The 14593-nt window shown below is 65.1% G+C and carries 16 protein-coding genes; 7 read left to right on the forward strand and 9 right to left on the reverse strand.

Annotated elements, in window-relative coordinates:
• The first annotated feature begins 175 nt into the window (after nt 1–175).
• Nucleotides 176–1033: a glycosyltransferase family 2 protein gene (locus AYK61_RS12900; RefSeq protein WP_121871042.1), complete on the forward strand. Its 858-nt coding sequence runs from the start codon at nt 176–178 to the stop codon at nt 1031–1033.
• Nucleotides 1030–1992: a glycosyltransferase family 2 protein gene (locus tag AYK61_RS12905; RefSeq protein ID WP_121871043.1), complete on the forward strand. Its 963-nt coding sequence runs from the start codon at nt 1030–1032 to the stop codon at nt 1990–1992. The genes AYK61_RS12900 and AYK61_RS12905 overlap by 4 nt, the downstream gene beginning before the upstream one ends.
• 58 nt (nt 1993–2050) lie before the next feature.
• Here the strand turns inward: AYK61_RS12905 and AYK61_RS12910 are convergent, their stop codons facing one another.
• Nucleotides 2051–4456 carry a glycoside hydrolase family 2 protein gene (locus tag AYK61_RS12910; RefSeq protein ID WP_121871044.1) on the reverse strand — a complete coding sequence of 802 codons (2406 nt, stop codon included), beginning with the start codon at nt 4454–4456 and terminating at the stop codon, nt 2051–2053.
• Entirely contained in the window at nt 4453–5457 is a 1005-nt protein-coding gene (locus tag AYK61_RS12915) for a DUF1839 family protein (RefSeq protein WP_121871045.1), read from the reverse strand. Before AYK61_RS12915 ends, AYK61_RS12910 begins: the two co-directional genes overlap by 4 nt.
• Before the next feature lie 358 nt (nt 5458–5815).
• Between AYK61_RS12915 and AYK61_RS12920 the strand changes: the two genes are divergently transcribed.
• The gene (locus AYK61_RS12920) at nt 5816–6754 is read left to right on the forward strand and encodes an endonuclease/exonuclease/phosphatase family protein (protein ID WP_121871046.1); all 939 of its coding nucleotides are present in this window, start codon (nt 5816–5818) and stop codon (nt 6752–6754) included.
• A 10-nt stretch (nt 6755–6764) separates the two neighbouring features.
• Here AYK61_RS12920 and AYK61_RS12925 read toward each other — a convergent pair whose 3' ends face one another.
• Nucleotides 6765–8123 carry an Hsp70 family protein gene (locus tag AYK61_RS12925; protein WP_121871047.1) on the reverse strand — a complete coding sequence of 453 codons (1359 nt, stop codon included), beginning with the start codon at nt 8121–8123 and terminating at the stop codon, nt 6765–6767.
• A gap of 143 nt (nt 8124–8266) precedes the next feature.
• Here AYK61_RS12925 and AYK61_RS12930 point away from each other — a divergent pair, with 143 nt between their 5' ends.
• Entirely contained in the window at nt 8267–8776 is a 510-nt protein-coding gene (locus AYK61_RS12930; protein WP_121872710.1) for a low molecular weight phosphatase family protein, read from the forward strand.
• A gap of 90 nt (nt 8777–8866) precedes the next feature.
• On the forward strand, nt 8867–9265 hold the full coding sequence (locus AYK61_RS12935; RefSeq protein ID WP_121871048.1) for a hypothetical protein: 399 nt from the start codon (nt 8867–8869) through the stop codon (nt 9263–9265).
• Between the two features lie 17 nt (nt 9266–9282).
• On the opposite strand, the gene AYK61_RS12940 is transcribed toward AYK61_RS12935, so the two are convergent.
• From AYK61_RS12940 to AYK61_RS12950, 3 genes are read right to left on the reverse strand one after another with little or no spacing between them, the layout of a single operon-like run.
• The gene (locus AYK61_RS12940) at nt 9283–11070 is read right to left on the reverse strand and encodes an ABC transporter ATP-binding protein (protein WP_121871049.1); all 1788 of its coding nucleotides are present in this window, start codon (nt 11068–11070) and stop codon (nt 9283–9285) included.
• Between the two features lie 30 nt (nt 11071–11100).
• Nucleotides 11101–11556, reverse strand: a complete 456-nt coding sequence (locus AYK61_RS12945; protein ID WP_121871050.1) for an ATP-binding protein — start codon at nt 11554–11556, stop codon at nt 11101–11103.
• Between the two features lie 21 nt (nt 11557–11577).
• Entirely contained in the window at nt 11578–11958 is a 381-nt protein-coding gene (locus AYK61_RS12950; RefSeq protein WP_374700531.1) for an STAS domain-containing protein, read from the reverse strand.
• 102 nt (nt 11959–12060) lie between these two features.
• On the opposite strand from AYK61_RS12950, the gene AYK61_RS12955 reads away from it, so the two are divergent.
• Nucleotides 12061–12456 carry a CrcB family protein gene (locus tag AYK61_RS12955; RefSeq protein ID WP_259468038.1) on the forward strand — a complete coding sequence of 132 codons (396 nt, stop codon included), beginning with the start codon at nt 12061–12063 and terminating at the stop codon, nt 12454–12456.
• The gene (locus tag AYK61_RS12960) at nt 12453–12818 is read left to right on the forward strand and encodes a CrcB family protein (RefSeq protein ID WP_121871052.1); all 366 of its coding nucleotides are present in this window, start codon (nt 12453–12455) and stop codon (nt 12816–12818) included. The genes AYK61_RS12955 and AYK61_RS12960 overlap by 4 nt, the downstream gene beginning before the upstream one ends.
• Nucleotides 12819–12828: 10 nt before the next feature.
• Here the strand turns inward: AYK61_RS12960 and AYK61_RS12965 are convergent, their stop codons facing one another.
• The 3 genes from AYK61_RS12965 to AYK61_RS12975 form a co-directional block, all read right to left on the reverse strand.
• Nucleotides 12829–13404 (reverse strand): YdcF family protein, encoded by a 576-nt coding sequence (locus AYK61_RS12965; RefSeq protein ID WP_121871053.1) that lies wholly within the window; start codon nt 13402–13404, stop codon nt 12829–12831.
• Between the two features lie 50 nt (nt 13405–13454).
• Nucleotides 13455–13661 carry a hypothetical protein gene (locus AYK61_RS12970; RefSeq protein WP_121871054.1) on the reverse strand — a complete coding sequence of 69 codons (207 nt, stop codon included), beginning with the start codon at nt 13659–13661 and terminating at the stop codon, nt 13455–13457.
• A 76-nt stretch (nt 13662–13737) separates the two neighbouring features.
• The gene (locus AYK61_RS12975; protein ID WP_121871055.1) at nt 13738–14475 is read right to left on the reverse strand and encodes a MerR family transcriptional regulator; all 738 of its coding nucleotides are present in this window, start codon (nt 14473–14475) and stop codon (nt 13738–13740) included.
• Between the last annotated feature and the right edge of the window lie 118 nt (nt 14476–14593).

The raw sequence follows: 14593 nt of genomic DNA on the forward strand, positions 1-14593 counted from the left end.
CCCAGTTGGTTTGTTTGCAGCTTGACAAACTCGTAGCTTCTTTTAAGCTTGCTTTCAGTCAAAGGAAACAGGTTCTTACGCTTCGGAACGAACGTCAGGACACTGTCTGTGGATGCGGCGGGGGTCGATTCACGGAGTTCGGAGACATCTGCCCATCGCACTCGACCCATGTGGAATGGATATGTTGAATCGTCAGAATCCCCGCGTCAGTGTCGTCATCCCGACGCTCAACGAGGCCGCGAACCTTCGCCACGTCCTCCCCCTGCTCTCTCACGACTACGAGCTCGTGCTGGTCGACGGTGGATCCGTCGACGGCACCATCGACGCGGCACGCGAGATCCGCGGTGACATTCGCATCATCAAGCAGACCCGCAAGGGCAAGGGCAACGCGCTCGCCTGCGGCTTCGAGGCCGCTACCGGTGACATCATCGTCATGTTCGACGCCGACGGTTCCGCCGATGCTGCCGAGATCCCGCGCTTCGTCGACGCCTTGATCGCCGGTGCCGACTTCGCCAAGGGCAGCCGGTTCTGCGAGGGTGGCGGAAGCCACGACATCACGCCGCTGCGCCGCGCCGGCAACGGTGGCCTGCACCTCGTGGCCAACACGCTCTTCGGAACTCGCTTCTCGGATCTCTGCTACGGCTACAACGCCTTCTGGCGCGATCTGGTGCCGGTCCTGGACCTGCCCGTAGTCGATCAGCCGGGTGCCGAGGGCATGATGCTCTGGGGCGACGGTTTCGAGATCGAGACCATCATCAACTGCCGCTTCGCCGAGGCGTCCGTGCGCATCGAGGAAGTGCCGAGCGTCGAGCTGGCCCGCATCTACGGCCAGAGCAATCTGCGCACCTTCTCCGACGGCTTCCGGGTGCTACGCACCCTGATGACCGAGCGCTTGCGGGCACGCAAGATCGCCCGCAAGTCCATCGCCCGTCCGTTGCGAGAGTCGATCGACGCCCGTACCGACATGGACCTCGAGTTCGAGGCTCTGGAGTCGTACAACGAGGTTCTCGAACTCCGCGAGAAGACGGCGTGAGTCTGCCGACTTCCTCGGTTGTCATCTGCGCGTACACGTTGGCTCGATGGTCCGAACTCCGGGCCGCCGTATCGGCCGTCCTCGATCAGGATGTGCCTGCCGACGAACTGATCATCGTCATCGATCACAATGCGCAACTGGCCGAACGTGCACGCGACGAGTTCTCGCCGCTGCACCGGACCGTGAACGTGGTGGAGAACAACCACCCTCGCGGCCTCTCGGGAGCGCGCAACACCTCGCTCGATCTTGCAACCGGTGAGATCGTCGTCTTCTTGGACGACGACGCGTCACCGCGCACCACAGAGTGGCTCGGAGCCATTCTGTCCCATTACTCGGACGATGCCGTGTACGCCGTTGGGGGCTCTGCATACCCGGTATGGCCGGACAAGCGTCCGGCCTTCTTACCGGCCGAGGTAGTGGGTGAACCCGGCGAACTCGATTGGGTCGTCGGGTGCACCTACCGCGGGCAGCCAACGGAAACCGCCCAGGTCCGCAATCTCATGGGCGCGAACATGTCGTTCCGCCGTGAGCCCGTCGTCGCACTCGGCGGATTCGTCTCCGGCATCGGCCGGATCGGACGCGTCCCGCTCGGCTGCGAGGAGACGGAGCTGTGCATCCGACTGCGCCAGACGCATCCGGACGCGCAGATCGTGTTCGATCCATCGATCGTCGTCGATCACACGGTCAGTGCCGACCGCACTCGTCCGCGCTACCTCATCACGCGCAGCTACGCCGAGGGCGTGTCCAAGGCCGCCATCGCCCGGTTGATCGGGGCCGAGGACGCACTGTCCTCGGAGCGGGCCTACACCGCCAAGATCCTGCCTCGCGCAGTCGGCCGGGAGACCAGCGCCGCTGTGCGCGGCAACCCGGCACGCGCGTGGGGTGCGATGGCCGTGGTCGCCAGTGTCGGGGCGGCCGGAATCGGCTATGCCCGAGGCAAACTCAGCACGAGCCGCTAGCGGCACGTGCACGAAACTTCGTAGCCCACTACGAATTTCTGCTCACGACCCAGGCTGCTCACGGCCGCGGTGCCACCGAGGCCCGCTCGATCGAATTCAGCGCGCGCACATGTCCGCGCGGGGCACTCGCGCCACGACCGACGAGAGTCAGCGTACGAGGTTCGTTCGGTGCCAGGTGGAACCACGAGTCGGATACCTCGAAGCCGTCGATGTCGACGCAGACGTACTGCGCAGGCCAGTCGGACCGGACAGTCAATTCCCATGTTCCAGAATCTCTTTCGGTGACCTCTGCGGTCAATCCCACCGTGTTCTGACGGCTCTGCGCGCCGACGAGCGCGGTGGTTCGCGTCACCTCCACGCCGCTGTCGTCCAGTAACGCGGCCGTGACGGCGGAGTAGGTTCGACTGCCGAAGCGGTAGGCGTGGTTGACGTCGGTGAAGGTGCCGACGATGGAATCCACCGTCACTGCGATGGACCCGTTCGCTGGGGCGTTCACCGTGCGCTCGAACTCGTGGCTGCCGCGAGAAGCGTGCAACACCAATCGGATAGTGCCCGAGAGTGCCGGTCCGTCGTTGACCAGTTCCACCGAGTAGCCGTCGAGTCCGTTGTCGGACAACAGCAGTGCCACCGGGGCGCTTGCCCGCGCCAACGCGTAGAAGGGAGCCTTGGGCACGCCGGCGGTATCGACGATGCCCCAGCCTGCGCCGGGCACAGTATCTCGTAGCGTCAGCACGAGGGCTCCGGCACACCCCGAGGATGCTCGACGCCAGTGGCCGAACGCTTCGGTGAACGCTTCGACGATCGCCGCCCTACCGTAATCGAGGTACAGTTCTGCGTCGTCGCGCCGAATCAGGTGGGGGTCGACGCCGAAGATCGTGCGTACGTAGTGATCTCGCACATCCTCGAAATCCCAGGACGAGCCGCGGTCACGTGGGATCGCGGCCTTCCAGTCCGGGTGGTGACCGGCGACGGCCGCGGACCCGAAGAATTTCTCCACCTGCGCCCGTTCCGGGGGGACTGCGAAGGCCAGACACTCTGCTGCGAAACGCACGCCGGCAGTGCGGATATCGGACAGTGGTCGGAGGTAGCCGCCCACCCCGAAGTAGTGCGCGATGCCGTCGCCCACATGCGTGTGCAACTCGCCCTGAGCACTGGACGGGCTCGATGTCACGTATGCGACTCCGGGTACACGATCGGCGAGGAATTCGGGAATAATGCTGTCCAGCATCACCATTCGTTGATCGTCGGCTGCAATCCCCAACATCGTGGGTTGCTGCTGAGTCTCACTTCCGCCACTGACGACAACCAGGGCCGGGTTGGCCGAGACGGCGTCTGCGAATGCGCCGAGCTCGCGGGTGACCGCTGCGGTGTACGTGTCATCGGTGGGCGGGTCGATGGTGCCGAACATGACGTCCTGCCACACCATGATGCCCAATTCTGCGCACAGGGACCAGAATTCGGGCTGCTCGTACACCAGGGTGCCGACGACGCGCACCATGTTCAGGCCCGCCGATCGGAACTGCTCGAGCGCCGCCCGCAGATCGGGCTCCGGCGACCACAACCGCACCGGGTCCAGCGGGGTCCACGTTCCTCCGCGGCAGAAGACGCTCTCGCCGTTGACCGTCAGTACTGCGCCGCCGGCCGTACGGTCCAGATCCACCGTACGAAACCCGACGACGCCCATGGAATGCAGGGTGCCGTCCACCTCGAGCGCGACGCGATACGTTCGCGGTCGGCCGTGTGTGTGGGGCCACCAGAGTTCGACGTCGGGCAGCGTCACCGCCGAGTCGATACGCTCGACGGTTCCGAGCTCGAAGGCCCTGTCGTCGATCATGATTCGAGCCACCCCCGGAGCATCCAGGTCGGCGCGCAGTGCGACGATGCCGTCCGTACCGGATACCGTCGTCGACAGGGCGACGCGACGAACCTCGGGGATCACCGTCATCGACACCGGGCGCCAAAGTCCGACGGGTACCGGAAGGGGCCCGTACACGGGTGCGCGTCCGAGCATGGTCGTCCGCTCGTGTCGCAGCCCTTGGGCAGCGATCAGCGACGATCGCCACCGACCGCGGGGGCGTCGAGACTTCAGATGTGCTGCCAGCGATTCGATGTGGACGGCGATGGTGACGGTGTCACCACAGTCCGACAGATCGAGAGTCTCGGGAACGAACATCGAGGTCACGGTCCTGCGATGAATACCATCGATCCAGATCTGAGCACGGGTCGCGATGCCACCGAATCTCGCTCGCACCCGGCGATGGCCGCCGGTGGAGACGTCGGCGACGAACCACCAGTCGTGGTCGTCCGGATTCACTGCGAGTGCGTGCCCCAGCGCGGTGGCAACCGTGCCCGGCACCACCGCGTCGATCCAGTCGAGCTCGTCCGGTAGGTCGCCGGGGGCGAGAACGGAACCGGCGTCGGTTCGGGCCAGCCGCCACCGAGCGCCGTCGAGCAGATCGATCACGTGCCCAATGCACCTGCAACGATGTCCATGGCCGCCGTCCAGTTCTTGCTCATCTCGATCAGCGGCTCGTCGAGCACCACATCCCGGCCACGTGCGGCGCGGGCCATCCGGAACTGAACGGCCTTGGCACCGGAGGCCGCGTCGAGGAAATACGGAGCGGCCGCGGCGGCACCCGTCACGCCTCTGCCTTCGAGGTAGTGCACGTAGTTGGCCGCGAGTTCTGCCGTTGCACCGAATTGGCGGAGCAGGCCGAACGACCACAGGTGGAATGCGTCGGGACCCGCGGTCTGCACGAGCGGGATGTCGGCGATGACGCGGCGGGCCAGTGCATCGACCGGATTGCCCGGAGCGCGGCGGGCCAGGTGTGCGCGAGCGACATCGAGATCACGATCCTCGAAACCGGCGTCGAGCACGGTGGAGTCCACTTTGATCTGCTCGACGTACGGCAGCAACACCTCGGCATGCGGTTCCGGAGCGAGATTGAAGATCCCGTCGAAATCGGCTCCGGTGAGCTCGAAGTAGCCGCGATTGTGGAAGTACCCCATCACCTTGCCCTCGCGATCGACGAGGTTCGGCACGATGGTGGTCTTGGTGTGCTGATTGCGGTAACTGGTCCCCGCGGTGTCGGGCAGCCAGAAGCCGTCGACCTCCACGGTGACGTGGATGCCGTCTTCCAGGCCTTCGACGACGTGCTCGAGTACAGGACGCCACACGTTCATCTCAGCGACGCCGATGCCGTACAGGGCGCGGAGGTCCTCGGGCGCGATCTTCACGAAGTCCCACTGTCGCCCGTCGCATCCCGCGCTCAGCACGAAGGCGAGCGCAGGAGTGGGATCGGCACCGAAGGAGTGCAGAACTTCGATCCACAGGTCGACGTAGCAATTGGTTTCGGTCCAGATGCGGTCGTGATTGTGTATCGGGTGTGGCCGGTAACTGATGGGGTCGAGTTCGAGGACTCGTAGGCTGGTCCCGAGCCTGTCCAGCACTGCATCGTTCGACATGAAGCCTCTCCTACCGGATCGAATGTCGGACGGTCCCCGAGCCGCATTTGTCCGTATTGCCTGTATCCAGGCCCCTAATCCTAACGAATCGGTTTGTTCTTCGCACTCGATCGGACGGTAGGATTGTTTTTGCCCGGGCAAACTATTTTCTGGGCCACCATCTCGACAACAACGACATCCGCCCCCGGTAACGGGGGCAATCACAGAGCGAGCAGTCGGTTCCGCGCCGGTAATGCTGGTGCGCAGCTTGTTCGTGATGGCACTTGCATAGAGGCTCTGAGCTGGGCACATGCCGAGTGTAGACAACACCTGACACATCCATGCCCAACTCGGGCACGCAATAGGAGGCACGAGCGCGATGCGCCGTTTCGCGTCCAGCGCAGCGCTGGTCATCGGCTGGGCTCTGCTCGCTGTCGTATTCGGAATGTTCCTCGTTCGCCAGGTTGGTGTGACGGAGATCACTTTTGTTGCGTTCGTCGTCGGGGCACCGTATCTCGGTGTCGCCTCGATCATCGCCGTGATCCTGTTCGCCGCAGCGCGCTCCCGCATCGGGTCGGCAGTCGCAGTACTGCTCACCGTCGCCGTCGTCGGCGTCCAGGTGCCGATGTTCCTCGCCGACGGCCCGGACAACACCGGCCCTGAACTGTCGGTCCTGACGATCAACGTCGCGCACGGCGACGCCGACGCCGAGTCCATCGTCGACGCGGTGCGCAGCAATGACGTCGACATTCTCGCGGTACAGGAACTGACCCCGGAGGAAGTGACCGATCTACAGGCCGCGGGTATCGAGGACCTATTGCCGTTCTCCTTCACCGCTGCACTCCCGGTGGCCGATGGCACCGGGCTGTGGAGCCGCACCCCGTTGACCGACGGCACCCGCCTCGACAACTTCGGATTCGTACCGGTCCAGGCGAAAACCACCGTCGACGGGCAGGATCTGACCGTCGTCTCGTTCCACGCGATGTCTCCTGCCACGCCGCGCCACACCACCGAGTGGGACGCCGACCTGGCCCGGATGCGGTCGATCATGGACACCTACCAGGGCACCGTGCTCGTCGCGGGCGATTTCAACGCCACCAACGACCATCGGCAGTTCCGCACGTTGGCGTCGTCCCCGTTCTCCGACGCGGCAGACGGGGCGGGCGCGGGACTGTTCCGCACGTTCCCGTCGGAGCGTCCGCTCGCGCGTTTGGACCATGTGGTGACGAGTGAGAACGTCCGCGCCCGGTCGGTCGAGCCCGTGGCGATCCCGGAGAGCGATCACCTGGCGGTTCTCGCGGAGTTGCAGCTGCCCTGACCTCGGGTGTCTAGAAGCGGGGCAACTCGATCACCGGTGGCGGGGGCAGCTGGATCTGCGGCAGCTGAATCTGCGGCAGGCCGGGTATCAGCGGCGGCGGGGCGGGCGCGGGCGCGGGTGCGACGGGCGGCACGTATTCCGGCTCGGAGTAGGTGCGGGCCGGGGCCTGAGCGGCCTCGGTGGTCGGCGGAACGGTGGTGGTCGGCGGCGCGGTGGTAGTCGGCGCGCTCGTCCTCGGCGTCGTGGGATCGGCGGTGGCAGGCGTACTCGTCTCCGCCGGGGCACTCGTCGGTTCCGTGGAACTGCCGCCGTACCCGAGGGACAACCCGAGCGCAGCGACAGCAACGAGGCCACCTGCGACGAGCACGGCACCGCGCACCTTGCGCTTGGAATCGGCGGGCTTGTCGGCAACGGGCTCGGGGCTCAACCAATCCGGAGCCCCGGTCAACGATGCGGGACCGGACGGAGACTGCCGAACGCCCGGCTGCGGGGTCGGTTGACGCGGTGCATCGGCCACCGGGGTCGCGAGCAGCGCTGCGCCGCGTGCGGCCACCGATTCCGGGTTCGCCGGGGTCACTACGGGGAGGCCGATCCACGCACTGAGAATCGATTCGACCAGCGGAATGCGTGCTCCGCCGCCGATGAGGAAGAGAGCGTCGACGTGCTTGGGTGAACGACCGATCACGTCACGCACCAACCGCGCCGAGTACTCGATGGGAACGGTCACCAGGGACTCGAACGCCTCGCGCGAGATCAGGATCACGCCGCCGTCACCGGGTAGGCACACCGCGCCGCTGGTCGACAGCTGCTCCTTGGCCACGCGGCACCGTGCGGTGAACTCGCTCAGTTCCTGATTGTCGGCAATGTCGACGCCCTGCTTGGCGAGCTGATTGTCCGAGATGAGGCGATCGAAATCGTCACCGCTGATGTCGATGGTGCGCTCGGCGAGCAGAACCTGCCCGGTACCGCGATCGATCACGCTGATCGTCAATCCGGAGCTGCCGAGATCGTAGAGAGCGATGGTGCCGAAGTGTCCCAGCTCTCCCGACGCCTCGAGGTACTGCAACGCTGCTCGCGCCTCGGGAACCAGTCGGTAGTTGTAGAGCCGCTGACTCGCCATCGCCTGCTGGATCTCGCCGAACTGCTGCTGGTCCCGGTACGCGACACCGGTTGCTTGCACCGGCCCACCGTCGCCCGGCTGCGAGAGCACGACGCCGATCGATTCGGCGGCCAGTTCCTCCGCGCGGTCCCAGTAGGCGTCGACGGTGTCGTGGTGGAAATCGAGGCGACCCGGATCCTGAGGGCGCGCGTCGGGACGAGCCATGCGCACTGCACTGGCCCCCACCGACACACCGAGAACTTCGGTCATTACCCGCCTTCGGTCGACTTCCCCGTGAACACACGCCGAGACTCATTGTCACGAACGAGTCTCGATCCCCCTGCCAATGGCTCACTGTAGCGCGTCCCGTGGTGCACAGTGCAGCACCCGACCACAGCACTACAGTTGCGGCCATGCGCGTTCTGTTCGTCTGCACCGGGAACATCTGCCGATCGCCCACAGCCGAGCGACTTGCGGCCGCATTCGCGCGTGAAGGTGGGTTCGAGCTGACCGCGAGCAGCGCCGGAACGCAGGGCTTGACCGGACACGCCATGGACCCGACGGCTGCGACGGTGCTGACGCAGCTCGGCGGTGACCCGGACGGTTTTGTTGCCCGACGCCTCACGCCCGCGATCGCTGCCGACGCCGACCTCGTTCTGACGATGACGGCGGCACATCGCGATGCCGTCCTGGCGCTTGCACCGCGGCAGATGCGTCGCACCTTCACGCTGCTCGAGGCGGCCGGTCTCGCCGCCGCGTCGGGCGCGCACTCCATCGCGACCCTGGCCGACGCACGGGCGGTGCACCGTGTCGACACACTCGACATCGGCGATCCGTATCGGCGCGATCACTCGGTGTACGAGCAGGCCGGGGAGTTGATCGCAGAGACGCTCCCCCACGTTCTGCGGTTGTCGACGCAGTGAACGTCCATCTCTCACCGAGCCGCTCGCTGAGGTAACGTTCTCGCATCATTGCCGACCATCCGGGTCCGGCCACGGCGTTAGGGTCTGTGCATGCGCGACAAGGTCATCGCGTCGGCAGCAGTGGCGAGCGCCGGACTGGCAGTCGCCGTGGGCTTGACCATCGGCGCTCTCGGTGGCGCGTTCGACGACACGAGCCAGACCGTTCGTCCGCCCGCTCTGAAGTCGGACAGCCTGAGTTCGGTCGAGTCGACGCCGGCCTCGACGATCGTCATCGTCCCGCCGTCGCCCACCTGGCAGGTCGCGGTACCCACCACCGCTCGCCCCACGACGACCACTCCGGATCGGCCCGAGACCACGACGCGAAGCCCGCGCCGAACCCCGTCCTCGGACCGGACGACCACCACCACCTCCGCGGACGATTCGGACGATTCGGACGATTCGGACGAAGAAAGCAGCACCACGGAAACCGAATCCGACTCCGGGCGCTAGGCACCGGCCGAGGGTCGTCAGCCGGGCTTCGTCAGCGCCGTGTTGTCACCGATTCGCAACGCGGCCACCAATTCTCGGTAGAGCGAGTCGGTGTTCATGAGCTCGGAGTGCGTGCCCCTGGCGCGGACCACTCCGTCCTTCATCACGAGGATCGTGTCGGCGTCGAGCACGGTGGACAACCTGTGCGCGATGGTCACCACAGCGGAGTCGATCGCGATCGATCGGATCACCTCGTGGATTGCCGCCTCGGTGCGGCCGTCGACCTGAGCGGTTGCCTCGTCGAGCAGGAGAATTTCCGGACGTCGAACGATGGCCCTGGCCAACGCAATTCGTTGACGCTGTCCACCGGAGACGGTCGATCCGATCAGGTCGGTGTCCAGTCCTTCGTCCAGCGCGCGGATCGCCGAGTCCAGATGCACCGACTCGAGCGCCGCCCAGATATCGGCTTCGCCGGCATCGGGATGGCTGAACAGTAGGTTCTCGCGGATCGAGCCGGGGAGCACCGGCGTCTCCTGCTCCACGTAGGACAACCGGGCTCGCACCTCGTCGATGGTCAGCTCGTCGTACGGAATTCCGCCGAGCCTGATTTCGCCGGCCTCGGGCGTCAGGAAGCGCAGGATCAAGGAGAAGACGCTGGTCTTGCCCGCTCCCGACGGTCCGACGATCGCGGTGTGTCCACGCGCGGGCACCTCGAGGTCGATTCCGCGCACGGCCGGCTCCCTACCCGGTGCGTATCGGGCTGTGACGCTGCGGAATTCGAGAGCCGGAGCGGGCGCTTCGCTCTTCGCCGACCGTGTCGAACCCGTCTCACCTTTTTCGGTGACCAGATCGTCGATCTGGCGAATACGGGCAGCCGCGGCCATTCCGGCCTGCAGTGCGGTGATGTTCGTGGCCAGCGTGGACACCGGTCCCATCACCTGGAATGCGTACAACAGAAACGCGATCAGGCTGGACACGGCCAATGCCCCGGTACTGACGCGATAGCCGCCGAGACCGAGGATTCCGATGATCGCCAGCTGTACTCCGCCCCCGGCGAACGTCCATGCCAACGCGGAGATCTTGACCGCCCGGACGCTGTGCTGGGCGGAGATTCGCGCCTCGGAGATGACTCGCTCCGATTCGCGGGCCTCGGCCCTGCTGGACTTGACGGTACGAATGGCCCGCAGCGTGCCGTCGAGAATTCCGCCGAGGCGGCCCACCGCTTCCTGGGATTGCCGCTGCGCGACGGCGATCGGAGGCATCAGGCGCGCGAACAGCACCGCGATCGCAATGATGGCCGAGGCGATCGCGCCGAGCAGCACCAGATCGAGCACGGCCATGAGAATCAGTGCGCCGACGAGGCCGACCACACTGTTGACTATGGCCACCAACGCGTTCGACGTGGCCTCGCGGAGCAGAACGGTATCGGAGGTGACCCGGGTGACGAGTTCTCCGGTGGGCCGAGTTCCCAGACTTCCCACCGTGGCACCGAAGTACTTGCGCACGATGGATTTACGGGCGTCCAGGACCACGCGTTCGGCCAGGACCCCCAGCACGATCCATTGCAGATACAGCACCAGCGAACCCACAACCAGCAGACCCACCAGGATCAGCACCGGCTGGATCAGGGATGCGTCGGTGCCGAGGCCGTCGAGCACTCCTTTGGCGACCATCGGCGTCGCCAGCGCTGCTCCGGTGCCGATCAGGCCGAGTGTCAGGCCCAGGACAAGGGTCCGACGGTGCGGCCGGACGAACTGCCACAGCACGCGCAGATTCGGGACCGTGATCTTCTTCTTCTCTGCGGTAGCGATCTGCACGTCGACCATGGCACCAGTGTGCCGGATGGAAGGGTCGGTCTAGATCGCGTCCCAGATCATGTGCACGGTCGTACCGTTCTGGTCCGAGGTGACGGCGGCACTGTCGGCCAGCGCCCGCATGAGCGGCACCCCTCGCCCGCGATTGGGATCGGAATTGTGCGACGCCCAGTCCCCGCGATCGGTCACCTTCACTTCTATTCGACCCTCCGCGGCACACGAGACCCGAATGTCGAGTGTTCCGCGATCGGTGTGGTCTCGATACGCGTGCTCGACGCTGTTCGCTATCGCCTCGTACGTGGCCAGCACCACGTCGTATGCACGATCGGGGTCGACGCCCACAGTGCCCAACCAGTCACCGAGCTCACGACGAAGCTCCGACGCTCGATCCGCATCGGCAGGTTCGCCGGTGAACAGCAGTTCTTCCATTCGCGCACCTGCCGTCGAGATCGAACTGTCGGTACGTGAGTCGTCACCTCCGAAGAGAGTCGCCATCATGAATCCCGTCTACCCAAAAGTTCAGGATCTACCCGCATGAATTGCAACGAATGCTTCGTCGACCGTTGCATAGATTCCGAACACCTCGTCCAAACCGACGAGAGTGAGGGGACGACCGGTGGCCGGACCATCCGCGACCACCGCAAACCCGGCCTCGCCGCCGAGCTGCTGATGCGTCGACGCCAACAGAGACATGCCCGCGGAGGCGAGAAATCCCACATCGCTGAGGTCGATCACCACAGCCGTCGGCGATTTCTCGAGCACGAGAGCAACCGACTCGGACAGATCAGGAGCGGTCACCAGATCCAGTTCACCGGACACTGCAAGAACCACGTCCTGATCACGCCATTCCACAATCACATCGAAGTGCTGGGGCCCGAGGCCCGTGTCGTCCGCAGTCACACGAAGACTTTACCTCGGCGCACCCTGGCAGACTTTCTTCCACTCAGCCGAGTGGCCCGACTCCCGTTAGGCTCGCTTCGGTGATCGAGGGACAGCATTGACGTGAACCGTCGCGGATCTCGCCGTCGTTCGGTCGGCGAATATGTTGCCGTCACGGTCGGCGGCGCGGTCGGTGCGGCGTTGCGGTACGAGGTCTGGACATGGCGCGCATCGCCGAGGTGGCTGCTGGTGAGCACGTTCGGAGTCAACGTGTTCGGATGTCTCGTCGTCGGTGCGGCGTTGGGATACCTCTGGGGTCGTCCGGCTCCGATTGCCCGAGCAGGAGTGTTCGGGCTGGCGTGCGGGTTCACCACCTTCAGCCTGTACGCATTCCACGCCGTAACGCATCGCGGTGCCTGGAATTCGATTGTCTACCTGCTGGCCACACCGGTGGCGGCGCTCGTGGCAATGGCACTCGGTGCGGCGATCACCAGGCCCAGGCCGGGCAGCACACGATGACGACGATGCTCCTGGTGGCCGCCGGTGGCGGACTCGCTGCGCTCGGGCAGTTCGTGTTCGCGCACGCGATCAGGTCTCGGCGACGGTTGTCCGCACTCAATCTGGTGGCGTGCGCGGCGTTGGGATTGGTGTTCGCTCTCGATCCCCCGGACCGGTTTCGTTCGCTGGTGGCCGTCGGATTTCTGGCGTCGGTGGCTCCGATGGCCACGGTGGTGCTGGCTACGCTCCGGCTCACTCGAACCCAGCAGTATCGCAGCGCTGCAACGTTCTTCGCTGCGAATGTGGTGGGCGGTGTCGCCGCGGTGATGTTCGGCTTCCTGGCGTGGAAGTCCGGCATCACGCTCTATCACAAAATTTTCTGACTCGGATCCGTCAGTCGCTCGTCGAGTCCTCGCACGGCCCCTGCACTCCGGCCTTGACGAATCCCGCGATCTGATAGAGGTAGGTGAATTCCCACTCGACGAGCGAGAAGTCGTAGGAGCGTGGCGTCGGACGCATGGTGACGGTGCCGTCGAAGCATTGATCGAAGATGTAGCGGGCGCGCGGTAGGTGGTAGCGCCAGGTGACGACGATGACGTGGTTCCAGCCCCGTTCGCGGGCGAGTTCCTGGGTGAAGATCGCCTCTCCCCGCGTGGTCGACGGAACGGGTGGAATGCACAGCACCTCGAACTTCTGTGACGATGCGGCGCACGCCTTCTTCATCGTCGAATCACCGGACCCGTAGGGATCGGAGAGCACCACCGTCTTCGCCAGACCCTGCTCGGCGAGCGAGATTCCGTATGCCTCACGGCCGTCGTGTTCGCCGCCCAGTACGACGATGGCGTCGGCCGTGGTCAGTGGATCGACGCGAGCCTTGGTGAACGCGACGTAGCCGCCGACACCGATCGCAGACACCAGGACAACAGGAATCGCGAAGGCGAGAAACAGCAGCAACCGTCCGCGGAACACCTCACCAGGTTAGGGAAGGTGCACCGCGGGCGCGCGATCAGCGACCCAGATCACTCGCTCGGCTGAGGCACTGTGACGTTGCAGTCGGAGACCTCAGGGTTGACGCCGAAGTAGTTGAGCGGTCCTGCGACGACGGTGAGGGCGATGGTGCCCGCGCCTGCGCAGTTCTCGGGTGTGCTCTCGAAGTCTCCACGCTGGTACGACGCGAATGCGCCGACTATCAGCCAGACGAGAACGATCAATGTCACGAATCTCATGGTGCCCCCTTAGGCGGTCAGCCGCCGTTCGGCTGTCGGGAGCCAGGTATGTCCGATTGTCGCAGTCTTCAAACCGCTACTGGTCGTTCTGCCTGGACAGTGTCTGAGACAGGTAGTCGCTCAGCGCCTGTTCCTGGACGCGATCGAGGGCACGGGCCAACTCTGCTTGCGCAGATTTCATCGCCAGACTGCGCATCTTCTCGAACATCTCGGTGGTCTCGGCCACCTCCCCCGACTTCGGCAGCCAACCCGGACCGTGCTGGCTGATCAAGTGGTCGGTCACGCTCCCCACCATCGACTCGGCGATGGCGTTCATCTTCGACGCGGTTCTCTCGTGTTGGTCGAGCAGTTGTTCGAGGGTGAAGCCGTACTGGCTCAGATCGACGAAGACTTCGAGGAGAGTGGGGTCGAGAATCTCGCACTGGTCGCCGTCGATTCTGATCAGCTTCGCTTCGATCAGTCGCGCGACGATGTGGTCGTTGTCCTCGCCGAGAAATTGAGCGATCAGTTCGACGGGAATGACCGTGGTCTCGCCCGACGACCATTTACGGGTCACGATTTCCTGAAGGCCCAAGATTTCACTCAGGTCTTTGCCCTGCTCCCAGCCCGAGAGGAAATCGGCGATGTGCGCCGAGGTGAAACCGCGCTGCAGCAGCGAATCGATCATCTTCAGCCGCGTCAGATGGTCGTCGCCGTAGATGCCGACGCGTCCTCGGAGCGTGGGCGGCGGGAGCAACCCGCGTTCCTGGTACGCCCGCACATTGCGGGTGGTCGTCTTGGCCTCCCGGGCCAAGTCGTCGATTCGATACTCCACCGAGCTCCCTACCTCCGCCGCGCGTCGACCCACAGGATATACACCGATCACGCGACGAAAGAGGGAGCCGGGTCGGTACGTCATCGCACGTGATGCGCGCTCGGCAGCTTGTGCACCT

Origin of the sequence: Rhodococcus sp. SBT000017, assembly GCF_003688915.1 — a bacterium.
Classification (GTDB): domain Bacteria; phylum Actinomycetota; class Actinomycetes; order Mycobacteriales; family Mycobacteriaceae; genus Rhodococcoides.

Excerpts from the sequence above, each read along its gene's own strand:
- AYK61_RS12900 (WP_121871042.1), top strand. The coding sequence starts at position 176 with ATGGATATGTTGAATCGTCAGAATCCCCGCGTCAGTGTCGTCATCCCG.
- AYK61_RS12915 (WP_121871045.1), bottom strand. The coding sequence starts at position 5,457 with ATGTCGAACGATGCAGTGCTGGACAGGCTCGGGACCAGCCTACGAGTC.
- AYK61_RS12920 (WP_121871046.1), top strand. The coding sequence starts at position 5,816 with ATGCGCCGTTTCGCGTCCAGCGCAGCGCTGGTCATCGGCTGGGCTCTG.
- AYK61_RS12925 (WP_121871047.1), bottom strand. The coding sequence starts at position 8,123 with ATGACCGAAGTTCTCGGTGTGTCGGTGGGGGCCAGTGCAGTGCGCATG.
- AYK61_RS12930 (WP_121872710.1), top strand. The coding sequence starts at position 8,267 with ATGCGCGTTCTGTTCGTCTGCACCGGGAACATCTGCCGATCGCCCACA.
- AYK61_RS12935 (WP_121871048.1), top strand. The coding sequence starts at position 8,867 with ATGCGCGACAAGGTCATCGCGTCGGCAGCAGTGGCGAGCGCCGGACTG.
- AYK61_RS12940 (WP_121871049.1), bottom strand. The coding sequence starts at position 11,070 with ATGGTCGACGTGCAGATCGCTACCGCAGAGAAGAAGAAGATCACGGTC.
- AYK61_RS12945 (WP_121871050.1), bottom strand. The coding sequence starts at position 11,556 with ATGATGGCGACTCTCTTCGGAGGTGACGACTCACGTACCGACAGTTCG.
- AYK61_RS12960 (WP_121871052.1), top strand. The coding sequence starts at position 12,453 with ATGACGACGATGCTCCTGGTGGCCGCCGGTGGCGGACTCGCTGCGCTC.
- AYK61_RS12970 (WP_121871054.1), bottom strand. The coding sequence starts at position 13,661 with ATGAGATTCGTGACATTGATCGTTCTCGTCTGGCTGATAGTCGGCGCA.